The organism is Halpernia frigidisoli, from assembly GCF_900113805.1.
GTDB classification, from domain to species: Bacteria; Bacteroidota; Bacteroidia; order Flavobacteriales; family Weeksellaceae; genus Halpernia; species Halpernia frigidisoli.
In genome coordinates, this window is the sequence record NZ_FOQT01000003.1 from 1 (window position 1) to 26372 (window position 26372).

Annotated in this window: 23 protein-coding genes; 15 read left to right on the forward strand and 8 right to left on the reverse strand. The window is 33.6% G+C overall.

What is annotated here, in order from left to right; genetic code table 11:
* Window positions 1–418: 418 nt before the first annotated feature.
* Window positions 419–751: a VanZ family protein gene (locus tag BM238_RS08320; RefSeq protein ID WP_090080463.1), complete on the reverse strand. Its 333-nt coding sequence runs from the start codon at window positions 749–751 to the stop codon at window positions 419–421.
* A 19-nt stretch (window positions 752–770) separates the two neighbouring features.
* Complete coding sequence (gcvH, locus tag BM238_RS08325; protein WP_090079798.1) at window positions 771–1148, reverse strand: glycine cleavage system protein GcvH; 378 nt, start codon at window positions 1146–1148, stop codon at window positions 771–773.
* A gap of 270 nt (window positions 1149–1418) precedes the next feature.
* Between gcvH and BM238_RS08330 the strand changes: the two genes are divergently transcribed.
* The 8 genes from BM238_RS08330 to BM238_RS08370 all read left to right on the forward strand — a co-directional run bounded on the left by BM238_RS08330 (window position 1419) and on the right by BM238_RS08370 (window position 8907).
* Window positions 1419–1658 (forward strand): acyl carrier protein, encoded by a 240-nt coding sequence (locus BM238_RS08330; RefSeq protein WP_090079800.1) that lies wholly within the window; start codon window positions 1419–1421, stop codon window positions 1656–1658.
* 20 nt (window positions 1659–1678) lie between these two features.
* Window positions 1679–2926 (forward strand): beta-ketoacyl-ACP synthase II, encoded by a 1248-nt coding sequence (fabF, locus tag BM238_RS08335; RefSeq protein ID WP_090079801.1) that lies wholly within the window; start codon window positions 1679–1681, stop codon window positions 2924–2926.
* Window positions 2927–2936: 10 nt separating this feature from the next.
* Window positions 2937–3704 (forward strand): ribonuclease III family protein, encoded by a 768-nt coding sequence (locus tag BM238_RS08340; protein ID WP_090079803.1) that lies wholly within the window; start codon window positions 2937–2939, stop codon window positions 3702–3704.
* Window positions 3679–4149, forward strand: coding sequence for an IPExxxVDY family protein (locus BM238_RS08345; RefSeq protein ID WP_090079804.1), 471 nt, complete (start codon window positions 3679–3681; stop codon window positions 4147–4149). The genes BM238_RS08340 and BM238_RS08345 overlap by 26 nt, the downstream gene beginning before the upstream one ends.
* Window positions 4142–5587, forward strand: a complete 1446-nt coding sequence (gene pyk, locus BM238_RS08350; RefSeq protein WP_090079806.1) for a pyruvate kinase — start codon at window positions 4142–4144, stop codon at window positions 5585–5587. Before BM238_RS08345 ends, pyk begins: the two co-directional genes overlap by 8 nt.
* A 284-nt stretch (window positions 5588–5871) precedes the next feature.
* Window positions 5872–6789, forward strand: a complete 918-nt coding sequence (gene hutG, locus BM238_RS08360; RefSeq protein ID WP_090079808.1) for a formimidoylglutamase — start codon at window positions 5872–5874, stop codon at window positions 6787–6789.
* 217 nt (window positions 6790–7006) lie between these two features.
* Window positions 7007–8284 (forward strand): aldehyde dehydrogenase family protein, encoded by a 1278-nt coding sequence (locus BM238_RS08365; RefSeq protein WP_090079810.1) that lies wholly within the window; start codon window positions 7007–7009, stop codon window positions 8282–8284.
* Window positions 8285–8298: 14 nt separating this feature from the next.
* Window positions 8299–8907 (forward strand): FEKKY domain-containing protein, encoded by a 609-nt coding sequence (locus tag BM238_RS08370; RefSeq protein ID WP_090079811.1) that lies wholly within the window; start codon window positions 8299–8301, stop codon window positions 8905–8907.
* Window positions 8908–8959: 52 nt separating this feature from the next.
* Here BM238_RS08370 and paaA read toward each other — a convergent pair whose 3' ends face one another.
* The 3 genes from paaA to BM238_RS08385 form a co-directional block, all read right to left on the reverse strand.
* On the reverse strand, window positions 8960–9904 hold the full coding sequence (paaA, locus tag BM238_RS08375) for a 1,2-phenylacetyl-CoA epoxidase subunit PaaA (RefSeq protein ID WP_090079813.1): 945 nt from the start codon (window positions 9902–9904) through the stop codon (window positions 8960–8962).
* A gap of 77 nt (window positions 9905–9981) precedes the next feature.
* Entirely contained in the window at window positions 9982–10242 is a 261-nt protein-coding gene (locus tag BM238_RS08380; protein WP_090079815.1) for a hypothetical protein, read from the reverse strand.
* Between the two features lie 171 nt (window positions 10243–10413).
* Window positions 10414–11502 carry a 2Fe-2S iron-sulfur cluster-binding protein gene (locus BM238_RS08385; RefSeq protein ID WP_090080465.1) on the reverse strand — a complete coding sequence of 363 codons (1089 nt, stop codon included), beginning with the start codon at window positions 11500–11502 and terminating at the stop codon, window positions 10414–10416.
* Window positions 11503–11707: 205 nt separating this feature from the next.
* On the opposite strand from BM238_RS08385, the gene clpB reads away from it, so the two are divergent.
* Together clpB and BM238_RS08395 are read left to right on the forward strand one after the other, a co-directional pair.
* Window positions 11708–14299, forward strand: coding sequence for an ATP-dependent chaperone ClpB (clpB, locus tag BM238_RS08390; protein WP_090079816.1), 2592 nt, complete (start codon window positions 11708–11710; stop codon window positions 14297–14299).
* Between the two features lie 98 nt (window positions 14300–14397).
* Window positions 14398–14976, forward strand: coding sequence for a YdeI/OmpD-associated family protein (locus BM238_RS08395; protein ID WP_090079818.1), 579 nt, complete (start codon window positions 14398–14400; stop codon window positions 14974–14976).
* A gap of 173 nt (window positions 14977–15149) precedes the next feature.
* On the opposite strand, the gene BM238_RS08400 is transcribed toward BM238_RS08395, so the two are convergent.
* Window positions 15150–18005: an Ig-like domain-containing protein gene (locus BM238_RS08400; protein ID WP_090079820.1), complete on the reverse strand. Its 2856-nt coding sequence runs from the start codon at window positions 18003–18005 to the stop codon at window positions 15150–15152.
* Window positions 18006–18178: 173 nt separating this feature from the next.
* Entirely contained in the window at window positions 18179–20404 is a 2226-nt protein-coding gene (locus BM238_RS08405) for a M1 family metallopeptidase (protein ID WP_090079822.1), read from the reverse strand.
* Between the two features lie 155 nt (window positions 20405–20559).
* Here BM238_RS08405 and BM238_RS08410 point away from each other — a divergent pair, with 155 nt between their 5' ends.
* Window positions 20560–22047: a glycoside hydrolase family 28 protein gene (locus BM238_RS08410; protein ID WP_090079824.1), complete on the forward strand. Its 1488-nt coding sequence runs from the start codon at window positions 20560–20562 to the stop codon at window positions 22045–22047.
* 78 nt (window positions 22048–22125) lie between these two features.
* Here the strand turns inward: BM238_RS08410 and BM238_RS08415 are convergent, their stop codons facing one another.
* The gene (locus BM238_RS08415; RefSeq protein ID WP_090079825.1) at window positions 22126–23007 is read right to left on the reverse strand and encodes an SDR family oxidoreductase; all 882 of its coding nucleotides are present in this window, start codon (window positions 23005–23007) and stop codon (window positions 22126–22128) included.
* Window positions 23008–23329: 322 nt separating this feature from the next.
* On the opposite strand from BM238_RS08415, the gene BM238_RS08420 reads away from it, so the two are divergent.
* From BM238_RS08420 to BM238_RS14415, 4 genes are all read left to right on the forward strand, one after another.
* Complete coding sequence (locus BM238_RS08420; protein ID WP_143093370.1) at window positions 23330–23977, forward strand: hypothetical protein; 648 nt, start codon at window positions 23330–23332, stop codon at window positions 23975–23977.
* A gap of 276 nt (window positions 23978–24253) precedes the next feature.
* Window positions 24254–25279 carry a hypothetical protein gene (locus BM238_RS08425; protein ID WP_143093371.1) on the forward strand — a complete coding sequence of 342 codons (1026 nt, stop codon included), beginning with the start codon at window positions 24254–24256 and terminating at the stop codon, window positions 25277–25279.
* A 340-nt stretch (window positions 25280–25619) separates the two neighbouring features.
* Window positions 25620–26198 (forward strand): ATPase, encoded by a 579-nt coding sequence (locus BM238_RS08430; RefSeq protein WP_090079830.1) that lies wholly within the window; start codon window positions 25620–25622, stop codon window positions 26196–26198.
* On the forward strand, window positions 26185–26334 hold the full coding sequence (locus BM238_RS14415; protein ID WP_177205447.1) for a hypothetical protein: 150 nt from the start codon (window positions 26185–26187) through the stop codon (window positions 26332–26334). Before BM238_RS08430 ends, BM238_RS14415 begins: the two co-directional genes overlap by 14 nt.
* Window positions 26335–26372 lie beyond the last annotated feature (38 nt).

Sequence of the window (26372 nt, forward strand, 5' to 3'; positions counted from 1 at the left end):
TCTCGATTAAGGTCTGCAAAAGTAAATATTAATTCCCAGCTATACAAACTTTTTTAAATAAATATCTAAAAAATTTAACCGCCTTCTCTCCTACTCCTTCGCTACAAATCCCTTCCGATTTGAGAGTGCAAAAATACATATTCCAAACATAGCAACCAAAAATATATCCCTATTATTTTATACGAAAATCCTAAAATTCTAATAATCAAGAACTAAAATTTTACCAACCATCCCCTATTATTAATTTAACACTTTAAATAAATTCTTTAAACAGAAAAAAACTTGAAATTAAAGCCTTTTGAGAAGGAGTTTATGGAAAAGATACTCCTCACCTCTATAAAATAATCAGATATATTTTGATTACTAAAATAAAAAAAGCCTGAAAAAATCAGGCTTTTGTATTATATATGGTATAATTTTAAAATCTCTTTAATGCTATTTTATATGTTATCATACCAAGCGACGATCCCACTAAATCTGCTAAGATATCAAGCAACTCAAACGATCTACCCATATGCATCACTTCCTGAAGTATTTCTGTGCTTAATCCATATATGAATATAATGACAAAGAAATAAACAACACTTAATTTTTGGAATGACATTAACAGACAAAAACCCAAAAAGGCAAAGATGCTTAAATGAATTATTTTATCAATCCCTTGAAACATGAACCAATACTCTTGGTTTTCTACTCCAGGTTTTAATAACATATAAGTAAGAAAGATTAAATATGCAGGAAAAACCAGCATTTTAAATAAAGAACGAAACTTATCCAATTACTTCCTGATATTCATCCGCAGATAATAAATCACCTTCTATATCTCCATCATTCAACTCAACTTTCACAATCCATCCTCTACCGTAAGGATCAGAGTTAAGTAATTCTGGTTCATTTTCTAAATCACCGTTAAATTCAATAATTTTCCCGGTTAGAGGCAAAAAAAGATCTGAAACTGTTTTCACCGCCTCTACACTTCCGAAAACGTCACCGGCAGCCAACTCATCATCTACACTGTCTACATCTACAAACACGATGTCTCCCAGCTCACCCTGCGCAAAATCAGTGATACCGATGGTAGCGATGTTGTTTTCTATCTTAACCCATTCGTGGTCTTTTGTATATTTTAATTCTACGGGAATATTCATAAGTATATTTTTAAATGTTTATTTATGGCAAATTTAATTTAAAATTGACAACACACCAATGAATTTCCTAGGTAAATATGTTTTTTAAAAAAAACCTTTAGAAATGTAAAGTGCACGGCCACTATATAATAGATGCAATATTTCACATATATAATAGAGTGACCAAAAATCTGGCAGTAATTTTTTAATATTTAGAAAGCAAAAAAATATTTAATCTTAAAGAATTTTATATATTTGCAGCATTAACAATTATTAATTAAAATTAAAATTATGTCAGACATTGCATCAAGAGTAAAAGCTATCATTGCGGATAAGCTTGACGTTGAAGAATCAGAAGTAACTCCAGAAGCTAGTTTCACTAATGATTTAGGCGCAGATTCTTTAGATACTGTAGAATTAATCATGGAATTTGAAAAAGAATTCAACATTCAAATCCCTGATGATCAAGCAGAAAAAATTACTACGGTAGGTCATGCTATTGCATACATCGAAGAAGTAGTAAACAAATAATATTTGCAGAAATAAAATTTATGGAATTAAAGAGAGTAGTTGTAACTGGTTTTGGAGCGATAACACCAATAGGTAATAATGCGCAAGAATACTGGGAAAATCTAATAAAAGGTGAGAGCGGAGCAGCTCCGATTACTCTTTTTGATACCACAAATTTCAAAACAAAGTTTGCGTGCGAGGTTAAAAATTTTGATCCTTTAAATTATTTTGATAAAAAAGAGTCAAAAAAAATGGACCGGAATACGCAGTTTGGTATTGCTTCCGCTCGTGAAGCAGTCGCACACTCAAGAATTATTGAAGACAATTGTAATAAGGACAGAATTGGTGTGATCTGGGGCTCTGGGATTGGCGGTCTGGAAACTTTTGAAAAAGAAGTTTTAGGATGGGCAGCTTCCACGGGCATTCCAAGATTTAATCCATTTTTTATCCCGAAAATGATTGTGGATATTACGCCAGGACATATTTCTATAGAATATGGTTTTCATGGACCAAACTACGCAACCGTTTCGGCTTGCGCTTCCTCAGCAAATGCACTTATCGATGGAAAAATGCTTATTCAACTCGGAAAAGCAGATATTATCGTTTGTGGCGGTTCTGAAGCAGCAGTAACAGCTAGCGGTGTAGGTGGATTTAATGCTATGATGGCTTTATCAACCAGAAATGATGATCCAAAAACTGCTTCAAGACCTTTTGACAAAGACCGCGACGGTTTTGTTTTAGGAGAAGGCGCAGGATCTATTATTCTGGAAGAATATGAACATGCTAAAAAACGTGGCGCAACGATCTACGCAGAATTAAAAGGCGGTGGAATGAGCGCAGATGCTTATCACATGACAGCTCCTCATCCTGAAGGGCTTGGCGCATACCTCGTAATGAAAAATTGTTTAGAAGACGCTGGGGTCTCTACTCATGAGGTTGATCACATTAATATGCACGGTACTTCTACTCCGCTTGGCGACGTAGCAGAATCTAATGCAATTTCCAAATTATTGGGAGATCACGCTTATAACATTCAGATCAATTCCACAAAATCTATGACGGGTCATCTTTTAGGTGCAGCCGGCGTTATAGAAGCAATCGCCGTTTTGGGAAGTGTTACCCATTCAATTGTACCTCCTACTATCAACCACTTTACGGATGATGAGAGAATAGATTCAAGGTTAAATTTTACTTTTGGTAAAGCTGTTCAAAAAAATGTTGACATTGCAATGAGCAACACTTTCGGTTTCGGCGGTCATAATGCATGCGTTTTATTTTCTAAGATCTAAATTCTGAAATATGCAGTTTCAAAAGTATTTTTCTAAATTGCTTTTAAAGGATAAAAAGAAAAATTACTCTGAAGATGATTATTTATTTAAAACTGAAATTGAAAAAATATTAGGTGTTCAAATAGAAAACCTGGATCTTTACAAAGAAGCATTTTCGCTTCGGACTTCATCAAAATTAAAAAACAAAAAAAACTATGAACGTTTAGAGTTTCTGGGCGACTCAGTTTTAGGAACAATAATTTCATGCTATCTTTTTGAGAAATATGCTACTTCCAACGAAGGCTATCTCACACAGATGAAATCTAAAATTGTAAACCGGAAAAATCTAAATAGATTAGGTGATGAATTAGGTTTAAAAAATTTAATTCAAAACAAAAAAAACTTAACACTGAGTGAAAACATCTCAGGAAATTTGCTGGAAGCCTTAATAGGTTCGATATATTTAGATTTTAATTATGAACTTTGCCACAGAATTGTTCTCGAAAAACTTTTAAAGGCAAGCGACATCTTTAAACTTGAAAACAAGATCATCAGTTATAAAGGTTTGCTTTTAGAATGGAGTCAAAAAAAGAAAGTAGCGATCTGCTACGAAACCTGTGAAGAATTTCACGCCAATAACATTCTCGTTTTTAGAAGCTGCATCATTTTAGATCAGGAGAAAATTTCTAATGCTACAGACAGTTCCAAGAAAAAAGCGGAAGAAAAAGCAGCACAACGCGCATTTTACGTTTTAAATAAAAAAGAAAATATCGTTGAAAACCAAAAAATTATTTCTTGAGGAAGAAGAGGAAGAAAATCTCAACCTAGGTCTTTTAAGACTTGCACAGGATCTTCCGGCTCATGAATTATTTTTTAAAATCAATCTATTAAATTCATTTAAATTTACCAGAATTATAGATCTCGTAGTTCAGGGTACTTTTTTTCAGTACAATTTCGCAAGATTTCAAGCCTATCATCATTTAGATAAAAACTGCCTTCAAATCATTAGTAATAAATCTGAAGTCAGCTACAAAATAAAAGAGCAAAAAGAACTGTTTAATTCTGAGACCGAAATGGCTTATATCTTCGAAGAATTACCTGATGTTGATTATCTTATAAAAACCTCAGACTATATTGATGATTTTTCCTTAATTTTGTTGCCGGAAAATTCTGCGTTTAATATTCAGACATTTTCCTTAAGTTCAACAAATGAACGTTACCAACTAATAAAATATTATGAATAAATTTTTAAAGAAAACTAAGATCATCGCCACTTTAGGACCTGCATCTTCCTCCAAAGAAGTAATGCTGGACATGGTAAAAGCAGGTGTAGATGTTTTTAGGATAAATTTTTCTCACGCCGATTATGATTTGGTGCGAATAAACGTAAATACAATTAGAGAAATAAACCAGGAATTTGGTTACACTGTTTCAATATTAGGAGATTTACAGGGACCAAAACTTCGTGTCGGTGTTGTGAAAGAAGGCTCTTATCTTAATCCAGGTGATATTCTTACTTTCACTAATGAAAAAATTGAGGGAGATTCTACAAAAGTTTACATGACTTATCAGAAATTCCCGCAGGATGTAAAAGTCGGTGAAAGAATTTTGATCGACGACGGTAAATTGGTTTTAGAAGTAATTGAAACCAATGAAATAGATACTGTAAAAGCAAAGACGATTCAAGGTGGACCGCTTAGTTCAAAAAAGGGTGTAAACCTTCCAAACACAAATGTTTCACTTCCTGCATTAACTGAAAAAGATGTAGAAGATGCTAATTTTATCTTAGATTTAGAATTAGATTGGATCGCTTTATCTTTTGTACGCCACGCTCAGGATATTATTGATTTAAAGGAAATCATTAAAAACCATCCGACCAATAAACAAAAAACACCAATCATTGCCAAAATTGAGAAACCGGAAGGTGTAAAAAATATTGAGCAAATCTTAATGGAATGTGATGCGATAATGGTTGCCCGTGGTGATCTTGGCGTAGAAGTTCCTATGGAAGAAGTTCCTGCCATTCAAAAAACTTTAGTAGAAAAAGCGAGATTTCATTCAAAGCCGGTAATTATTGCTACGCAGATGATGGAAACAATGATCAACAGTTTAACTCCTACCAGAGCTGAAGTAAATGACGTTGCAAACTCCGTTCTTGACGGCGCAGATGCCGTTATGCTTTCCGGTGAAACCTCTGTTGGCCGATATCCAGTTGAAGTCGTAGAAAATATGACCAAAATTGTAAAAAATATTGAGAACACAGACTTCTATCAAAATAAAAACGCACCTATTGAGAAAGATATCAATTGCATTGATGAGCGTTTTCTTACCAACAGAATTTGTCTTGCTGCAGTAAGAATTGCAAAAAGCACCAATGTTGAAGCAATTGTAACACTAACCTATTCAGGTTATACAGCTTTTCAGATTTCTGCTCACAGACCAAACTCACACATCATCGTTTTTAGCGCCAACAAACGCGTGATCACGATGCTTAATCTTTTATGGGGCGTACGTGCGTATTTTTACGATATGAACAAATCCACCGATGAAACTATCGTCCAGGTCAATACTTTGGCACACCATTACGGTTTTGTAGAAGGTGGAGATTACGTCATCAATCTTAATGCAACGCCTGCCAATGCAGATGGAAAAACAAATACTTTGAGACTGACTACTATTTAAAATAATTTGGGCGTATCCCTCATTACTGCTTTCGCAGCAATGACGGTCGCGCTATCCATTCCAAGTCCTCAGAAAAAAAATAGAGCGCCGCTTTTCAAGCGGCGCTCTATTTTTTTTCTTCCGGGCTTTCCATTACTATCGCTTACGCAGGAGTTTGCTTCTTCACACCAATATTTTCAAAAAGTAAATTCACTATTTTTTGAAAATTCTAAACCAAACTCATTCTCAGCCTAAATTATATCCTTTACATTGAAAATTTCTTATCTTTAATAAAAAGAAAATTTATGATTTGGCAAGGCAGATTTGATGGCGAAGATCCATTACACCACCGCATCTTCCAGCGTGTAACTTTAGAAAATAACTTCGAAAATATTAAAGAAAATGATTTCGCACTCCAGGGTTTTTCCGTTGATGAAGGCGTAAGAAGAAACAAAGGAAAAGTCGGCGCTGCAGTGGCACCAGATCATATCCGAAAAAATATGGGCAATTTTCCAGTAACGACAGCTTATTTTTCATTAAAAGATTTCGGAAATATTTCTTGTCAAGATCAAAATTTAGAAGAAGCCCAACAAAAACTGGCGAAGAACGTTCATCAAATTTTATTTAATAAAGCAAAATCAATTGTTTTAGGTGGCGGACATGAAGTCATGTTTGCACACTATTCTGGGATTAGAAAAGCTTATCCAAATTCAAAAATCGGAATTATTAATATTGACGCCCATTTTGATAACCGCGAAATTCAACCAGAAATCGGCGCCACTTCCGGCACAGGATTTTATCAAATCGCAGAAAATGAAACTTTAAATTCACTTCATATCGGCATTCAAAAAAACTCAAATACACTTAAATTATTTGATTACGCCCATCAAAACAACATGAAATACATTCTCGCTGATGAACTATTTTTTGAAAATCTACCGAAAGTTTATGAGAAAATAAATGAATTCTCGGATTCTGTTGATATTATTTATCTCACCATTTGCATGGATGTTTTCAACGTTGCAATCGCGCCCGGCGTTTCCGCACAAGCCTGTAACGGAATTTTTGCCGATCCAACTTTTATGCACTTTTACCGACATATTTTAAATAATAAAAAATTGGTAGCATTGGATGTTGCAGAAGTCAATCCAGGAATAGATCTACAGGAAAGAACCTCGCGTTTGGCAGCAAGCCTAATTAATGAATGGTTTATGGAAGGTTAGATAAAGTATAAAAATAAAATTTATATTTTTCAGGAAATACATAAATTATCAGAATATAAAAATTGTTCAAAATAGATTGAATTTTCTTACAGTTAAATTAATTTCATTTTGACTTTGTGGTAAAAATCACTCTCTATTTTTAAAAACGAGATTATCAATCTATTTCAATAGCTTTCAATTTAATTATTCACGATCTTTCCATCATAAAATTTAAAAAATGAATTTAGATAAATCTCAGAAAACTTTTGAATCATGGCGTACAACTCTATTTACGGAACGTCAAGATCTGCTTCATAAACTTTCAGAAATACTTTTAAAAAAGAAAGAAATCTTTGGTGAAATCATGACTAAAGAAATGAATAAACCCATTTCGCAATCTATTTCAGAGATTGAAAAATGTGCAGCAATGGCGCAGTTTTACGCAAATGCAGAAAATGTTTTAGCACCAGAAAAAATAGAATCAGAATTTGATTATTCAGAAATCCACCACGAACCAATGGGAATCATTCTTGGCGTCATGCCTTGGAATTATCCTTTTTGGCAAGTTCTACGATTTGCAGTTCCAGCAATTTTAGCCGGAAATGTGGTCATTATGAAACACGCCGCAATTTGTTTAAAATCCGGTGATGCATTACAAGAAGCTTTTGAAGAAGCAGGTTTTCCGGAAAATGTCTTTAAACATATCAAAGTATCTCATGATGAAATAGAAACTATTTTGGAAAATCCATTTGTGCAAGGCGTAAGTTTAACCGGAAGCGAAAAAGCAGGAAGTACAGTCGCGGCAATTGCCGGTAAAAATATCAAAAAATCTTTATTAGAATTAGGCGGAAATGATGCGTTTATTGTTTTAGATGATTCAGATTTAGACAAAGCCGCCAAAAGCGCCGCGCTTGGAAGACTGCAAAATTGCGGACAAACTTGCGTTGCATCAAAACGATTTATTATTCAAAGTTCTGTTTATGATGAATTTTTAGAAAAATTTATAGCAGAATTTAAAACTTATTTTGTTGCAGATCCGATGGACAAAGAGACAAAAATCGCCGGAATGGCGCGGGAAGATCTAACAGAAGATCTGGAAAAACAATATAATAAAGCAATCGAAAACGGCGCTGAAATTATTTTACCTTTGGAACGAATCGATAAAATCTCCTTCAAACCTGGTTTACTAAAAATGAATCCAGGAAATCCAGTTTTAGATGAAGAATTGTTTGGACCTCTGGGAATGGTTGTAGAAGCAAAAACGGATAAAGAATTATTAGAAATCGCCAATAATACAAAATTTGGTTTGGCAAATTCAGTTTGGTCAAAAGACAAAAAACGTCTCGAATTTTTCTTTAATGGTTTAGAATCCGGAACAGTTTCTATCAATCAAATTACAAAATCTGATGCGCGTTTTCCTTTCGGCGGAACGAAAAGTTCTGGTTATGGAATAGAACTTTCGCTAAATGCTTTGAAGGAATTCACGAATACGAAGATGGTTTTGGGGAAAATTTAAAAGTCACATAATTGATGAAAAAATATATTTTACTAAATATTGCACTAATTATTTTGATAATTTTTGCCTCAACTTTTGGAACATATTTTTCACCTCTCAACCAAAGATTTGCATATTGGTGGTCTATCACAGATTTTGATTGGTTAGCAATATTATTAATTATAAGTGCATCTATTGTTTTTGCATTATTAATGAGTATAATAAAGATCAAAAACTTGAATTACAAACAGAAATTTTTGAAGACATTTTGTATTTTTAATGTTTTAATTTTAATCTTTATGCTTTCCTTAATAATTAAGAATTATATAAACGTAAGGAAGGAATTAATTAAAATTGAAAAAGAATATGTTGACAAAGCAAAAAACGATATAAAAAATGATAATGTAACTTTTGAATTCACCGGTGGACTGTCAATTCGATATACTAAAAGCCCGGAAAACAAAATCAATAATATCTATAAAACTTACGGAATCACATATTTAAGCACTGGTTGTTTGTTTGATGACTACAATTCCGCAGGCCAACAGAAATATAAAGAAGTAGTAAAACCTTATTTAGAAAAACGAAATGGCAAAAATTGGGAACAAAAAATGAAAAGTGAAGTTGAAAAATTAAAAGATTAAACACTAACTATAAATGAAAAAATCCGGTTTATTTCTAAACCGGATTTTCTATTTATGCTATTTTGCTCATCACATTCTGCTTCTCAGCAAAAGCAATCGCGGCTTCTTTTACCCAAAGGTTTTCGCGTTGCGCTTTATTTTTTGTTTCTAAACGTTTTTTATTGCAAGGTCCGTTTCCTTTTAAAACTTCCATAAATTCGTCCCAAGGTAAAGCCCCGAAATCATAATGTTGTCTTTCTTCATTCCATTTTAGATTTTCATCTGGTACTTTTAAACCTAAAAAATCGGCTTGTGAAACGGTGACGTCAATAAATCTTTGTCTCAAATCATCATTACTTTCACGTTTTACCTTATAATTCATGGATTTTTGAGAGTTCGGTGAATCCGAATCATTTGGTCCAAACATCATTAAAGCCGGCCACCAAAAACGATTTAATGCTTCCTGTGCCAATTCTTTTTGCTCTTTTGTTCCTTTACAAAGCGTCATCAAAATCTCGTAACCTTGTCTTTGATGGAAAGATTCCTCTTTACAAATTCTCACCATTGCCCGGGAATAAGGACCGTAGGAATTCCCCATCAACATCACTTGGTTCATAATTGCAGCGCCATCAACGAGCCACCCAATTGCACCAATATCCGCCCAACTTAATGTCGGATAATTAAAAATACTGGAATATTTTGCTTTACCAGAAAGCATATCGTTGTAAGTAGAATCTCTATCCGCGCCGTTTGCACCGTTATTTAATGTTTCAGAAGCGGCATACAAATATAGTCCGTGTCCTGCTTCATCCTGAATTTTTGCTAAAAGTGCCATTTTTCTTCTCAAACTTGGCGCACGGGAAATCCAATTTGCTTCAGGCAACATTCCTACAATTTCAGAATGGGCGTGTTGGGAAATCTGACGAACCAAAAGTTTTCTATAATCTTCGGGCATTACATCTTTTGGTTCTACTTTATTTTCGGCTTGTACGTAATCTAAAAATTTATTATTTTCCATATCGAATTTTATTTAGAGATTTGAATTGGCTTAATATCTTTTCAATTCAGCATTCAAATTTAATCAATTGCATTAAATTATAGCAATTTTCCTTCCATTAATTTATCTTTAGTAAAAATTCCTACTTTTCCGTTTGAAAATTCACCTGCAATAAAGTTAATTTTTTTACCCTGATCTTCAATTTCATATTCATTAAACAAATAAATATGACCTTCATCTGGCTCCTGAACCTCAATCTTCCTGTCTGAACAATGCCAATAAAAATTCCAGATATTTAAACCTTCAACTTTATATTCTTTATCGATCTCAATGTAAGAAGCAAATTTCCAGGGATTCATAATTTTGGTTTTAATGTAACAATCTAAAAATGTAACAATCTAAAAATGTAACAGTTTAACAATATTTGTTGTGCTTAAATAATACTTGATCTTTTTTATAAATTTATAAAAAATAAAACAAATTCAGTTCATCATTGTTACATTGGTAAACTATTAAATTGTTATATTGATTTACACGTCATAACTCAACATCACAATATTCGTGGTCGGATGACATTGACAGGTCAAAACAAATCCACGCTCAACTTCATCTTCTGTTAAAGCGAAATTTTTATCCATAAAAACCTCGCCTTCCATTACCAATGCCTTACAAGTGCAGCAAACGCCGCCTTTACACGCAAAAGGAACGGGAAGTTTATCATTTAAAGCCTGATCTAAAATACTTCTTTTCTTAGAATTAAGGTGAAAAGAATATTCATCATCGTCAATAATAAGCGTCACCATACTTTCTAAATTCGGAATGGCTTTAAATTCATCGCTCATTTCCGCATTTTCTTCGTCGTCTGGCGCAGCATAATATTCAAACATGACTTTAAGTGAAGGCACTTTTTTGTCATTTTTTAAATAAGTCGACACATCTTTTATCATTTCTGAAGGTCCGCAAATAAAGAAAATACTTTCTTTCGGATCAATTTCTGGGAATCTTTCAAATAATAATTCTAATTTTTGGGAAGAAATTCTGCCTTCGAAAAGTTCATCTTCAAAATGTTTTTCTCGGGAAAGTAGATAAACGACTTTTAATCGACCTTGAAATTTATCGACCAAAGCGTCAATTCTTTCTTTAAAAATAATATCATTTAAACTTTTATTGCTAAAAAAAAGATAAGCCGTGCTTTCCGGTTCCTGGTATAATGCTTCAATTAAATTTGATAAAACCGGCGAAATTCCACTTCCGGCTGCTAAACCAATATAATTTTTTCGGTTGCTTTTATGATAATTTGTATAAAAATGTCCTGCAGGTGGCGAAACTTCTATCACATCACCCAAAGTTAAATTTTCATTTAAAAAAGAAGAAACTCTACCATCATCTAAATGTTTAACCAAAATTTCCAATTGGTCGTTTCCGTCCGTTGGTGCATTTACCACAGAATAAGAACGGCGCAGATCTTCACCATTCAACATCATTTTTAAATTTAAATACTGACCTTGCTTAAACTGAAAAAGCGGCTTTAAATCCTGAGGAATTTCAAACGAAATATGAACCGAATCATTGGTTTCTTTTGCGACTATTGAAGTTTTGAGCGAATGAAAATGATGCATTTTTTTACTTAAAGTGATTATTAACAAATATAGGAAATGCAAAGCGAATCTTCAAATAAACTTAAAATGCCATTTTTCGGAAATTATGTCTTAAATATTTTGATTAATTTTATATTATTCGGAAAAATTGACTTACTTTATTATGAAATTTTAATTAGAATACCTTTTGATATGTAGTTGGAAATCACAAGTAACATAACTAAGAATGAACTTAAATCAATATACAACCAAATCCCAGGAAGCGATCCAAAAAGCACAGCAAGTTGCGATGGAATTTGGGAATCAAAGCATAGAAACTCAACATTTGTTAGAAGGCATTTTGCAATCTGATGAAAATATTTCTGTTTTTTTAATGAAAAAATCAGAAGCAGAGTTAAATTTAATTCGTGAACGCAACAGAGAAAACATTGAAAAATTAGCAAAAGTAGAAGGTGGAAATATTTATTTATCACAAACTGCAAATAAAGTTTTACTCGATGCACCAAATATTGCCAAAAAAATGGGCGATGAATATGTGACGATCGAACATCTTTGGCTGGCGTTATTTGAAACAAATTCTGACGTTTCTAAAATGCTGAAAGATATGGGTGTTACAAAAAAATCCTTGGAAAGCGCGATTAATGAATTGCGAAAAGGCTCAAAAGCAACCTCGTCAAGTTCGGAAGAAACTTATCAGGCTTTAAATAAATACGCGAAAAACTTTAATGAACTAGCCGCAGAAGGAAAACTAGATCCCGTAATCGGAAGAGATGAAGAAATCAGAAGAGTTTTGCAAATTCTTTCAAGACGGACAAAAAATAATCCGATTTTAATTGGTGAACCGGGCGTTGGTAAAACCGCAATTGCAGAAGGAATCGCGCACAGAATAATTTCCGGTGATATTCCGGAAAATTTGATGGACAAAACCATTTATTCTTTGGATATGGGTTCATTAATTGCAGGCGCAAAATTTAAAGGTGAATTTGAAGAACGTTTAAAATCAGTCGTAAATGAAGTGATAAAATCTGACGGACAAATTATTTTATTTATTGATGAAATTCACACATTAGTTGGCGCAGGCGGCGGTGAAGGTGCGATGGACGCAGCCAATATTTTAAAACCTGCTTTGGCGAGAGGTGAATTAAGAGCAGTTGGCGCTACGACTTTAAACGAATATCAAAAATATTTTGAGAAAGATAAAGCCTTAGAAAGACGTTTCCAGAAAGTAATGGTGGAAGAACCGGATACTGAATCTGCAATCACGATTCTGCGTGGAATTAAAAATAAATATGAAGCGCACCATAAAGTTCGGATAAAAGATGAAGCAATAATTGCGGCCGTTGAACAGTCCCAACGTTATATTTCTGACCGATTTTTACCTGATAAGGCGATTGATTTAATTGATGAAGCGTCGGCAAAATTGAGAATGGAAATTAATTCTAAACCAGAAGAATTAGATACTTTGGATAGAAAACTGATTCAAATGGAAATAGAATTGGCGGCGATTTCTAATGAAGGAAATGATGTTCGCGTCAATCATTTAAAGGAAGATATTGCGAAATTTCAGGAAGATAGAAATGAAATTAATGCAAAATGGCTAAAAGAGAAACAAAAATCTGAGGATTTAAATTCTATTAAAAGAGATATTGAAGCCTTAAAATTAGAAGCCGAAAGAGAATCCCGCGCAGGAAATTATGCGAAAGTGGCTGAAATTCAATACGGAAAAATTAAAGAAAAAGAAAGTGATTTGCAAAAACTGGAACTGGAAATGCAAAATCACGAAAATGAACTCATAAAAGAAGAAGTTACCGCAGAAGATATTTCGGAAGTGATTTCTAAATGGACGGGAATTCCGGTAACTAAATTAATTCAGTCAGAACGGGAAAAATTACTGCATTTGGAAGATGAACTTCATAAAAGAGTTGTCGGGCAAGAAGAAGCGATTGAATCTGTTGCCGATGCGATCAGAAGAAATCGTGCTGGTTTGAATGATGAAAAAAAACCAATTGGTTCCTTTTTATTTCTTGGAACAACAGGAGTTGGAAAAACAGAATTAGCAAAAGCGCTTGCTGAATTATTGTTTGATGATGAAAATAATTTGACTAGAATTGATATGAGTGAATATCAGGAGAGTCATTCTGTGTCGCGATTAGTTGGTGCGCCTCCAGGATATATTGGTTATGACGAAGGCGGACAATTAACAGAAGCCGTTCGAAGAAGACCTTATTCAGTTGTGCTTTTAGATGAAATTGAAAAAGCACATCCAGATGTATTTAATACTTTATTGCAGGTTTTGGATGATGGAAGATTGACGGATAATAAAGGACGTTTGGTAAATTTTAAAAATTCAATTATTATTATGACTTCCAATCTAGGATCGCATTTAATTCAGGAAAACTTCGAGAATTTAACGGAAGAAAATCACAGTGAAATTTTAGAAAAAACAAAGAGTGATGTTTTATCTTTATTGAGAAAAACTTTGAGACCGGAATTTCTGAATAGAATTGATGAAACAGTTATTTTCCAACCTTTAACGAAGAAAGAAATTGGCAAAATCGTTCACTTTCAATTGCATGGTTTTAATAAAATGCTTGCAAGTAGAAATATTATAATGACGGCAACAGAAGACGCAATAAAATATATTACGCATAAAGGTTACGAACCAAGTTTTGGCGCAAGACCTTTAAAAAGAGTTCTTCAGCAGGAAGTTTTAAATAAATTATCGAAAGAAATCCTCGCCGGAAAAGTGAATGATGGCGACAGAATTACATTAGATTATTTTGAAGAAAGCGGTTTGGTTTTCCGCGCAATAGAATAAACCAAAATTTCATAGTTAGATTTTTTAATGGTTGAAGTCCGTTCTCAATTTTTTTGAGGACGGATTTTTTTTATATAAATTAGTTTAAAATTAAAAGGATGAATCCAAAAGTTAATTTTTATTTTGAAAAAGAGTCGAAGTTTCAAACTGAGATCCAGGAATTGCGAAAAATTGCTTTAAAGACCGGACTTCAGGAAGACTTAAAATGGGGACAACCCTGCTATATTTTAGAAGGAAAAATTATTTTCTTAATTCATCAGTTTAAAGAATATTGCGCCATTTTGTTTTTTAAAGGAATGTTGATGAAAGATCCTGAAAAAATTTTAATTCAACAGTCTTCAAATACGCAATCATCAATGCAGTTGAGATTTACCAATTTAAAGGACATAAAAAATTTAGAAAAAACAATCGAAAAATATTTAAGTGAAGCCATAAAAATTGAGAAAACCGGTGAAAAAGTAGTTTTAAAAAAAACTTCAGAATTTGAAATGCCAGAAGAATTTGCAAAAGTTTTAAATGAAGATTCAGAACTTAAAATTGCATTTCAAAACTTAACGCCGGGAAGACAGCGTGCATATTTATTATTCTTCGCAGCGGCAAAACAAATGAAAACCAGAGAAGACAGAATTGAAAAGAACAGAGTGAGAATAATGAATGGGAAAGGTTTAAATGATTAATTATTAAAAATAAATTAAATACAATAAAGATTTTTCAATACAATAAACTTTTATTTAATTTTATGGCATAATTTATGCAAATCCTTTAACAGATTTTCATCATTTGTGTTTTAGAAATCCCCTCGACTAGATTTTTGTCAGGGGATTTCTTTTTGCTTGAAAAAACTTTATTCTTAATTTTTATTTTTAAGTAAAATCCACCCGGTTTTTTGATAATTATTACCCAGATCTAATATATAATAATACGTTCCGGTCGCTAAGATTCTGCCGAGATATCGACCGTCCCAACTTAAACTGTCTTTATCTTTTGAAATAAAAACTGCTTTTCCGTACCGATCAAAAATGCTGATCTTCGCATTTGGAAAAAACTGAATATTATTAATTTTAAATATATCATTAAGCGAGTCATTATTTGGTGTGATCACATTTGGGATAAAAATAACAGCCGTTTCCTGCGAAATACTGCAAGAATTTAGTTGGGATTTTACAAAAACTGTATAAATGCCAGGCATTAAATTGGTAAAAACATTATTGTTTTGAAAGCTTTGTTGATTGTCTATCGAATAAGAATAAGGAGGATTTCCGCCAGAAGCAATAATCTCAATTGACTTTTCGGTAGAAATTATATTTACAATTGTTGGCGTTACGCCTGCCGTTACTTTTACGCTTTGAGTTGCAGAACAGTTATTTGCGTTTGTTAAAATAACAGAATAGGTGCCAATTTTCGAGACCTGTAATGTTTGTGTAAAAATAGGTGGTGTCGTATTCCATTCATAACTGCTAAAACCGCTTCCGGCGTCTAACACAATTGTTTCGCCGTTACATATTGTAGCATCAACCAATGTGGCGGAATGCGGTTCCTGAGAAATATTGACTTTAATTTCTGCGCGTGTACTCTCGCAATTTCCGTTATTTTGAGAAACGAAATAAGACGTTGCTCCTACTGTTGAAGTATTTGGAATTGGCGCAGTGGCGCTTCCTGTTCCGCCAGTTGCGGAAGTGTACCAAAGCAAATTAGTCCCATTTGCGGTTAAGGCTATTGCAACGGAATTTTGGCAATAATTTACAGGTGAAGTTACAGTTGGAGCATTTGGATTTGCTAAAATATTGACTTTAATTTCTGCTCTTGTACTTTCACAACCTACAATTGTTTGAGTAACAAAATAAGAAATTGTCCCTAAAACGGAAGTGTCTGGAATTGGCGCAGTTGTGCTTCCCGATCCTCCTGTTACAGAAGTGTACCAAAGTAAATTTGTTCCAGTTGCTGTTAAAGAAATTGCAATAGAATTTTGACAATAATTTATTTGTGAAGTTACGGTTGGCGCAGTTGGAATTGGATTAATTATAACTTTAATTTCTGAACGAGAACTTTCACAATTACCGTCATTCTGAGAAACAAAATAAGAAGTTGTTCCAACTGCAGAAGTGTTTGGAATTGGCGCATTGGTGCTTCCCGTTCCGCCCGTGTCAGAATTGTACCAAAGCAAATTGTTTCCGGTTGCAGTTAAGGAAGTTGCGACCAAATTTTGACAATAATTTATTTGTGGAGTTACAGTTGGAGGATTTGGATTTGCTAAAATATTAACCTTAATTTCTGCTCTTGCGCTTTCACAATTTCCATTGTTTTGAGAAACGAAATAAGAAATTGTCCCTAAAATTGAAGTATCTGGAATTGGCGCAGTTGTATTTGCGGTTCCACCAGTTGCAGAAGTGTACCAAAGTAGATTTGTGCCATTTACATTTAGTGCGATAGCAATAGAATTTTGACAATAATTTATTGGTGAAGTTACAGTTGGGACAGTTGGAATTGGATTAATTATAACTTTAATTTCTGAACGCGGACTTTCACAACCTGTAGTTGTTTGAGAAACAAAATAAGAAGTTGTTCCTAAAATGGAAGTATCTGGAATTGGCGCAGTTGAACTTCCCGTGCCGCCAGTTGCAGAAGTGTACCAAAGTAAATCAGTTCCGATTGCTGTTAAAGCTGTTGCAACAGAATTTTGACAATAATTTATTGGTGAAGTTACAGTTGGCGCAGTTGGATAGCCATTTATCTTCAAAGAAATTGGTGTAGAAATTACCTGACAATTGGTCGACAATATATTTAAAGCCTCTCCTACTATAAATCTAAATTGATCCCCATTTTGATAAGTTCCACCTAAAATATTCAAATTTGGATTTGAAGTAGGTAAAGTTTGGTTTATCCAGGTTATTCCGTTATCAGTACTTTTTTGCCAAATATAATTAACGTTTAAAAACGTATTGGTACTAAGATTTGCAGTAAGTTGAACATCCTGAGAATTATCACAAACACCAGTTGTAAAAATATTGGAAACATTTGCCGAAGTACTTGTAGATGGACCACAAGGTCTAAAACTGATATCGTCAATGGCAATATCATTTCCATTGCCGCCGGGAGAATTATTGATAAGAATCACCTGAACATCAGTAGAACTAACATCAGATTTAAAATCAACAGAAAATTCTTTCCAGGTGGCATCTTGAGCGATATCTCCCGTACTAATTGTACCGAGAAGCGCATTTGTTGTACTTCTAATTTCTACAGTTACATTTGGTTTTATATTATTGATACCGGGTTTATCGATATTTAATATCCATGTTGAAAATTTGTAAACCTGATTTGGACAAAGATTTGAAACCCGTCTCCGGTAAAACTCTCCCGCTGAAGCACTTGCATTTACAATCAGCATATTGCCATAAGTTCCAGGCGTATCAACTGTGTGATCGAAAGAATCTAGCCAAACGTAAGGATCCCATCTGGATTGATTTGCAATTGTGTAAGAACCATCTACCACAGGAAAAGTCGCTGTATAAGGATAAGTTGTGGAAGCAGGTGAAGCCAATGGTGGAGAAACGGTCTGGTTTGGCGTGTTAACAGATCCAAATGTTTCTGTAAAAATTGGGTTCCCGAAAGTGCCGCCGCAAGTTTGAGCCGGAGAAAATAAATTTAAAAATATTAATAAAATAATTAATTTAATATTCCTACCAAAATCTTTTATATTTTCCAAAATTTCATCATTTGTTATTTAATATAATTTTAATGTCTGGGAAGATTTTTACTTAAATTTTTACAATCATTATATTAACAAATGTATTTAATTTTGAATTGCTTTATCAGTATTAAACAAAAAAAAACTTCTTCATTGCTGAAGAAGTTTTTCTCAATTATTTAAATAAAAATTTAGTCTCTGGTAAACTTAAGATTTTGTCCGTTTACAGAAAGATCAAAGCTTTTTTTATCCGGTGCAAATTGTAGCACTAAACCAGCTTGCTCAAAAGTAAATTTATCTTTTCCATCACTTTCAAGTTGAAATTCCGGTTGTCCTGTTGCCTGAGCATTCAGAACATCGCCATCTGCTTTTAAAGTAATTTTGATAGGCGCCATTTTTGAGGAATAAGTTCCTTCATAAGCTTTCACATTTACAACATCCGCTTTAGCAGTTTTATCAGAATTCCAAACATTATTTTTACGGTTAGAATCCGGTATTGCTTTATTAGGATCTAACGTAACTGTTTTGATTTCTTTAGTTGAATCAACTCTGAAAGACCAGGTTTTATTTCTTTTCCAAATTTCTACCGGTAATCTTTTATTCTCAACAGTTCCATCAGCGTAAGTGATCTGCGCGTCAACTGGCATTGGCATTTGCTCCATGTTTGAGATTGAAATGATGGCTCCGTTTTTAAAGTCACCTTTTTCATATTTCACGCCATCTACAGACTGGTCAATTTTCCAGTTATTAAGAAACCAACCTTTCCAGAACCAACTTAGATCTTCGCCCGAAACATTCTCAATTGTTCGGAAAAAATCTTCCGGTTGTGGATGCTTGAACGCCCATCTTTGAATGTAAGTTTTGAATGCTTTGTCAAATCTTGCTTCACCTAAAATATTTTCACGTAACATATCCAGACCTGCACCCGGTTTTGCATATGCTAAAATACCAAGATTGGATTCTTTTAAACCATCCGGCGCATTTAATACTGGTTCTAATCTATCACTTGTTAAGTAATTTGCAGCATTTCCTAATTTTGAAGGTGATGCATATTCTCCTTTGTTAAAGTCCTGATCAGAAATTCCGTTAAAAAAAGTATTGAAACCTTCGTCCATCCACGCGTAACGTCTTTCATTAGATCCAACGATCATTGGAAACCAGTTGTGTCCAAATTCATGATCTGTTACTCCCCAAAGAGATTTTCCTTTTGATCTATAATCGCAGAAAACGATGCCTGGATATTCCATTCCACCTTCATTACCCGCAACATTTGTCGCATTTGGATAAGTGAATGAAAACCATCTTTTTGACATATTTTCAATAGAATATTTTACATATTCGGTTGATCTTCCCCACGCTTCATTTCCAACACTTTCTACAGGATAGGCAGAAATTGCCAAAGATTTTTTACCATCTGGCAAATTTATTCTTGCAGCATCTAAAATAAATGCGGGTGAAGATGCCCAGGCAAAATCACGTGTGTTTTCTATTTTAAATTTCCAGGTTTTTGTTCCGTTTGCAGTTTTTGCAGCATTGTTTACTTCGTCAGCAGAACGTATTGTTACTGTTTTATCACTGTTTCTTGCATCGTCCCAAAGTTTATTTTGAGCTGATGTATAAACTTCTCTTGAATTTTCAAGCTGACCGCCTGCTACTACAAAATGATTTGCAGGCACAGTGATCGCAGCATTAATATTTCCGTATTCAAGATAAAATTCACCTGCGCCTAAATAAGGAAGAGTATTCCAACCCATAATGTCGTCATAAACACACATTCTTGGAAACCATTGCGCTACTGTGAAAACTTTACCGTTTTTCGTGTCATTTATTCCCATTCTGTCTGAACCATAATCCGGCGACACAAAAGAGTAATTTATTTTAAATTTAATTTCTCCACCTTTTGCTTTTAATTCCTGTGGCAGATCGATCTGTAATCTTGTATCTACAACTGTATATTTTGGAGCAACTTTTACGCTCTTCCCATTTTCCGACATAATTTCTATGCTGGAAATAGTGTAACCGCCATCAAAAGTCTCTCCATGCGCACCATTTCTACTACCAGAAACCGGTATTACAGCATTACCGCGGGAATCTTTTTTAAATAAATTTTGATCCAGCTGCAGCCAAAGAAAACTTAGTTCATCAAAACTGTTATTTGTATAAGCAATTTCCGCAGATCCTGTGATTTCTTTTTTTGCTTCATTTAAACTGGCAACAAGATTATAATTAACCGTGTTTTGCCAATAGTTGTGACCGGGCTGTCCACTTGCAGACCTTGTTTCAGTCGCATTATTTTGGTAAAAATCCTGTTTAAAGGCGTCCGAGTAATCATACTTGGAAACTTGATCCTGTGCAAAGGCTGTAGCGGAAATCGCTAAGACACAGGCAAGAAAAGGTTTAGATAGTTTAAAGTTCATTTTTGAATGTTTTCATATAGGTAGAACAATAATGGCTTTTTGTTACAAATTTTTAAAGTTTAACTTATATAACATTAAAATTTTTAAAAATTGCTGTGTAAACGATTACATTATTATTTGTTTTTTATATTTTTACACTTCAATTTGAAAAAATTATGAAAAAATTAGCGGTTTCTTTCTTTATCTTTTTAACAGCTCTTTGCACAGCACAAAAGAACAGCATCGATTATTACATTAAAAATGCACCTTTTGACTTCGGTAAAATGGTTTTGCCTGAAATATCTGCAACATCTTATAATATTAAAGATTTCGGCGGTGTGGGAGATGGAAAAACTTTAAATACAGAAGCTTTTAAAAAAGCAATTTGTGCAATCAGCGAAAAAGGCGGCGGCATATTAAATGTTCCTTCAGGAATCTGGTTAACAGGACCAATTGAGGTAAAAAGTAAAATAAATTTTCACGTTGAGAAAGGGGCAATTATTCAGTTTTCAAATGATTACAAACAATATCCGATTCGTGAATATTCTAAAGGTAAATTTGATGTGACGCCTCCACTTTGGGGAAATAATCTTAAAGATGTTGCATTCACCGGCGAAGGAATTTTCGATGGTGCAGGTGAAGCGTGGCGACCAATAAAAAAGTTTAAACTAAGCTCTCAGGAATGGGATAAACTGGTTAAAAGTGGCGGCGTTCTAAGCGAAGACGGCAAAATCTGGTGGCCAAGTATTGACGCAATGAGCGGTGAAAATAATTCAAAAATAATTTCAAAATTGCCAAATGCGACCGCAGCAGATTATGAAAAACTGCATCTTTATTTACGCCCAATGATGTTCACTTTAGCTAAAGTTACCAACCTTTTAATTGATGGGCCAACTTTCCGCAACTCACCAAAATTTGTCATTAATCCTAAAAATATCACCAATTTAGTAATTAGAAATGTTACCGTTTATAATCCAAAATGGGCACAAAACGGCGACGGAATTGATATAAGTGCTTCCAAAAACGTGATCATTTATAATACAAAAGTAAATGCGGGCGATGACGGAATCTGTATGAAATCCAGCAGTTCCTCAAAAGATGACAGCGAAGCAAATCTTCAAAATGTGATCATCGCAGAATGCACTGTTAATGAAGCGCACGGCGGTTTTGTAATTGGAAGTAACACAGATGGCGGCATGAAAAATATTTTTGTTTCTAACTGTCTTTTTGATGGAACGGATATCGGTATTCGTGTAAAAAGCAATTCTGGACGTGGTGGCGATGTGAGCCAGATCTTTATTCAAAATATTGAGATGAAAAACATTATTAATGAAGCGATTTTATTTGATACTTTCTATGCCGATGCGCCTGCAGGAAGTTCAAAAGAAAGTCAGGATTCACAAATGACCGGAGACAAAGTGCCCTATTTTCATGATTTTCACATCAGCAATGTAAACTGTGAAAGTGCCGAAACGGCATTTAGCTTTACCGGCCTGCCAAATAAATTAATTGAAAATCTTTACTTTAAAAATATCAACATCACCAGCAAAAAAGGCATCACGGGAAAAAACGCCGCGAATCTTTACTTTGAAAATGTGAAGATCAATAATTCTACAGATTACAATATCGACAGTGCTTTAAAAAATGCGGTCGTAAAAAAGTAGGTTTCGGTAATTTGTATATAAAAAAAAAAGAGATGTTTTTTGCATCTCTTTTTTTATCTGTAAAAGTTAAAAAGTAAGTTAGGAACTCTTCTTCGCCTTGATCATCGCTTCCATCGCATCCCACATTTCCTGAGGTATAGCTTCCAGCATATTAAATTCTCCCGCACCCTGCAGCCATTCGCCGCCATCAATGGTAACAACTTCACCATTTACATACGCGGAAAAATCGGAAACCAGATACGCCGCAAGATTTGCCAGTTCCTGATGTTCTCCTACTCTTCTTAACGGTACTTTTTTCTTCATGTCAAATTTTTCGGCTAAATCTCCCGGCAACAATCTTTCCCACGCGCCTTTTGTAGGAAATGGTCCTGGTGCGATTGCGTTAAAACGAATATTATATTTTGCCCATTCTACCGCTAAACTTCGTGTCATCGCAAGAACACCGGCTTTTGCGCACGCGGAAGGAACAACATAAGCAGAACCCGTCCAGGCGTAGGTGGTCACAATATTTAAAACAGTTCCCGGAACTTTTTGATCGATCCAGTATTTTCCGATGGAAAGCGTGCAGTTTTTTGTGCCTTTCAAAACGATATCCAAAACAGAATCAAATGCGGAATGCGTTAAACGCTCTGTGGGCGAAATAAAATTACCTGCGGCATTATTTAATAAAATATCAATTTGCCCGAATTCTTTGATGGCAGCTTCTTTCATCGCTTCTACCTCATCCCAGTTTCTCACGTCACAAGCAACGCACAAAACTTTTCCGCCCGTTTCTTCTTCCAATTCTTTCGCGGTGTTTTGAAGTTTTTCTAAATTTCTGGAAGTGATCACGACTTTTGCGCCGAGTTGCAGAAAATATTTCGTCATCGCTTTGCCAAGACCGCTTCCGCCGCCGGTTACGATGGCGACTTTATCTTGTAAGGCATCTTCGCGAAGCATGGGTTGTGTGTATAAACTCATAGTTTTTATTTTGATTTAAATTTAAGCTTAATTTTCTAACCTGAAAAATCAGATAAAATGTAGTGAATATTAAAATACCACCTCCACAGTTGAGATTTTGTTTTATATTTGAATTTAATTAAAAGATGGGGTTTATCATACATATCACTACGAAATCGGATGTATATGTATAACTTTATCATACATATAAACAAGTTGGTAGCAATTTTATTAAACCCAGTGCCTATGAATAAACCTTGAACATTTAAAACTTATTTTTTAACTTACAAAATTTATTATTATGAAAACTTTAAATTATGCCTTTATAGCCTTATTATTAATAATGTCGTCATGCAGAACTTCTAATGACACATTGCCAAATCAGAAATTTAATTACGATGCCTACAATGCCAAAAACGCACTTTTTACCACGCTTAATAAAGTTAATCTGAAAAAGAATGTTGCCAAAACGACAAATTTAAATGAGTATGAGAATGCTTTAGCAACAATTAACGACGAGTTTGGAACCAATGTTTCTAAAACAGAATTTGATGAATACATAATTAACAATCCAACTTCAACAATTGACGATTTCGTTCAATCAGGATACATAAGTCAGGATGAGTATAATATTGTGGATAGTTTTTTTACTGATTTAGAAACGTACAATTTTGACGAAGCAAAAACTAGATTAGAAACAAGAATATTAGATAAAAATTATTCGAATAGTGAATTCCAGAAATACAATTTTCTAGTAAACCAACTTATGATTACGAATGATTATTACGTGAGTCATGGAGTAGATATTTTCGCAAAGGCTGGAACAAATAAAAATATTTCCAAACGAATAAGTGCAAGTTGTGCTGTATCTATTGCTGCAAATGCAATATCTACATACGGATTAATGTCATGTTTTGTTCCTGGTCCAAATTGTTGGGTTGCTTTAGCGGGAAAAGGATTGTCACTTGCTTCAATATTCTTAAGTTGTTAAACTTATGAACAATAAAATTACAATTGTCGTATTGATAATATCAATTATTCTTTTGATTATTGCAGTAATAAATAGTTATAATGTGTATGTAATTTTAGCATTATTCTTTTCTGTGATTAACTTTATCATACAAATTACAACTAAATCAAATAAATAGGTCTAAATAGATAAAACTGCTACCAACAAAGTATTTGCAAAAGAAGCCCCAAATTTACATAGTGAATAGGGGCTTCCTTCGCAAATACCCAACCGTTGGCAGAAATCTTAAAAAAAATTATGAAAGAAGATCTTTATACTTTGTATGAAAAGCTAGACAAATATTTCAACTTTGAAAGAATTAATTCAATTTTTACAACTATTTTAAAATCAATTATACTTTTAGCTTGTGGAGGATTATTTGGATATGTTTTGAGAGAATATTTTGGTTCTGGAAATATTAAAATTTTAGCATTACTAATTTTTATACTTCTACTTATAACTTATATTTTCTTAGAATCAATCAGGCTTAGTAAGGAACGCAACTTTCCTATTGGAATTTTGCAGCACTTAAAAGCAATAGAAGAATTACAAGAAACAAAAAAGAAAATTGATAGACATAATAAAGTTTTTGAGTTTATAGATAATTCTATACGTTCATTAAATAGTAATACTTGTCCGATTGCATTTGGAGAACCAAGCAATCAGTTATGTCATCAAAATTTGAGTGATGGATTAAAAGGAGTTCTAAATGATTTAGTTGAGAGAACAAATTATTTTTTTGATGTAGATAAATCAAAATTTACCATCGGCGTTTATCTTGAAAATATTATGGTAAAAAATAATTCTGACATAGTTGAAGCTAGTAAAAATTTTATTTTTAAAGATGATTTGAATTTAGAAGATAGTTTACCTATTGATTCAACTCATTTTAATTCAGAAAATGATTTACAATTTAAAATTCTTACTAAATTTTTAGAGTCAATAAATTTTTCAAGATATTTAGAAGAGAATATCAATGCAGAAAACAGAAATTTATTAATTGTTTGTTCTCCAATACCAAATGTATGTGAGAGTTGTCCCCCAATTGGTGTTATATATGCGATATATGAAGGTTGTGATAAATGTTCAACTGATAGCGAAAATGTTATGTTAATCAATGGAAGACTTTTATCTAATTGGATTTCAAAATATGAAGATTGTCTTTATAAAACCTATTCCACAAAAAATGAAACTCAAGAACCACATTCACATAATCAGATTATAGTGCCTAAAGAAGTACAAGAATTAATTGAAAAAAAAAGAGTCAAATCCGATGAAAACTAACAACCCCCGCTGGTGCGATCGTCACGCTCGTACACGTAGAAATAATTTTTAAGATTTGCGGGATAAAAGACACGAGCGTGACGCTCGCGCCAATAAGAGTTACTCATTGAAAAAAGGCGAGATTCTTCCTTCGTCAGAAATAGAATATTCGGCGGAGCCAATGACAAAATCTGTATAAGTTGAAATAATCTTCTGAAATATACGACCACCGCGCCCCGACTTGAGTGGAGCTCTTTTTGTTAGGAGGCACGACGAGCAAAAAAGCGGGAACGGAAGGCGGATAAAGGCGCCCAAAAAAATTGAAAACAGATTAACTGCTTGTTTTCATTATATTTGTGTAATGAAAAATCTATACATAATTGCAGGTTGTAATGGCGCAGGTAAAACTACCGCTTCATTTACTATTTTGCCTGAGATTTTAGATTGTAAAGAATTTGTAAATGCGGACGAAATTGCGAAAGGATTATCGCCTTTTCAACCCGAGAAAGTATCGTTTGAAGCTGGAAGGATAATGCTGCATAGAATTAACGAGCTTTTTTTTGTGAATGAAAATTTTGCTTTGGAAACTACTTTGGCTACAAAAATTTATAAGTCAAAAATAATTGAAGCACAAAATAATAATTACAAAGTTTCGCTTCTTTTTTTTTGGTTAGAAAATGTAGAATTAGCAATTGACAGGGTAAATACGAGGGTGTCGGAAGGCGGTCACAACATTCCTGAAAATGTAATCAGACGGCGATACGACAGTGGTATAAAAAATCTATTCAATATCTATTTACCAATCGTAGATGAGGCGATGATCTTCGATAACTCAAATGGAAAACCGGATTTGATAGCTTCTAAAACTCTTAACAGTAGTATTGAGATTTTAAACTTAGAAAAATATTCACAATTAAAAAGTTATCATGATAGAAAATAATAAGTTAACTGAAACGCAGGCTAAAATTCTTAAAGCAATGGATTTAGTTTATGAACGTTTGATCGAGTTTAAAAAGCAAAAAAACAGCGTTTTGGTAGTGATGCGCGATAATAAAATTGTAAAAATAAAACCATAATTTCTGTTCTAATTTTAACATAAAAAAACTGCAGGACA

Excerpts from the sequence above, each read along its gene's own strand:
- BM238_RS08320 (WP_090080463.1), bottom strand. The coding sequence starts at position 751 with ATGCTGGTTTTTCCTGCATATTTAATCTTTCTTACTTATATGTTATTA.
- gcvH (WP_090079798.1), bottom strand. The coding sequence starts at position 1,148 with ATGAATATTCCCGTAGAATTAAAATATACAAAAGACCACGAATGGGTT.
- BM238_RS08330 (WP_090079800.1), top strand. The coding sequence starts at position 1,419 with ATGTCAGACATTGCATCAAGAGTAAAAGCTATCATTGCGGATAAGCTT.
- fabF (WP_090079801.1), top strand. The coding sequence starts at position 1,679 with ATGGAATTAAAGAGAGTAGTTGTAACTGGTTTTGGAGCGATAACACCA.
- BM238_RS08340 (WP_090079803.1), top strand. The coding sequence starts at position 2,937 with ATGCAGTTTCAAAAGTATTTTTCTAAATTGCTTTTAAAGGATAAAAAG.
- pyk (WP_090079806.1), top strand. The coding sequence starts at position 4,142 with ATGAATAAATTTTTAAAGAAAACTAAGATCATCGCCACTTTAGGACCT.
- hutG (WP_090079808.1), top strand. The coding sequence starts at position 5,872 with ATGATTTGGCAAGGCAGATTTGATGGCGAAGATCCATTACACCACCGC.
- BM238_RS08365 (WP_090079810.1), top strand. The coding sequence starts at position 7,007 with ATGAATTTAGATAAATCTCAGAAAACTTTTGAATCATGGCGTACAACT.
- BM238_RS08370 (WP_090079811.1), top strand. The coding sequence starts at position 8,299 with ATGAAAAAATATATTTTACTAAATATTGCACTAATTATTTTGATAATT.
- paaA (WP_090079813.1), bottom strand. The coding sequence starts at position 9,904 with ATGGAAAATAATAAATTTTTAGATTACGTACAAGCCGAAAATAAAGTA.
- BM238_RS08380 (WP_090079815.1), bottom strand. The coding sequence starts at position 10,242 with ATGAATCCCTGGAAATTTGCTTCTTACATTGAGATCGATAAAGAATAT.
- BM238_RS08385 (WP_090080465.1), bottom strand. The coding sequence starts at position 11,502 with ATGCATCATTTTCATTCGCTCAAAACTTCAATAGTCGCAAAAGAAACC.
- clpB (WP_090079816.1), top strand. The coding sequence starts at position 11,708 with ATGAACTTAAATCAATATACAACCAAATCCCAGGAAGCGATCCAAAAA.
- BM238_RS08395 (WP_090079818.1), top strand. The coding sequence starts at position 14,398 with ATGAATCCAAAAGTTAATTTTTATTTTGAAAAAGAGTCGAAGTTTCAA.
- BM238_RS08405 (WP_090079822.1), bottom strand. The coding sequence starts at position 20,404 with ATGAACTTTAAACTATCTAAACCTTTTCTTGCCTGTGTCTTAGCGATT.
- BM238_RS08410 (WP_090079824.1), top strand. The coding sequence starts at position 20,560 with ATGAAAAAATTAGCGGTTTCTTTCTTTATCTTTTTAACAGCTCTTTGC.
- BM238_RS08415 (WP_090079825.1), bottom strand. The coding sequence starts at position 23,007 with ATGAGTTTATACACACAACCCATGCTTCGCGAAGATGCCTTACAAGAT.
- BM238_RS08420 (WP_143093370.1), top strand. The coding sequence starts at position 23,330 with ATGTCGTCATGCAGAACTTCTAATGACACATTGCCAAATCAGAAATTT.
- BM238_RS08425 (WP_143093371.1), top strand. The coding sequence starts at position 24,254 with ATGAAAGAAGATCTTTATACTTTGTATGAAAAGCTAGACAAATATTTC.
- BM238_RS08430 (WP_090079830.1), top strand. The coding sequence starts at position 25,620 with ATGAAAAATCTATACATAATTGCAGGTTGTAATGGCGCAGGTAAAACT.
- BM238_RS14415 (WP_177205447.1), top strand. The coding sequence starts at position 26,185 with ATGATAGAAAATAATAAGTTAACTGAAACGCAGGCTAAAATTCTTAAA.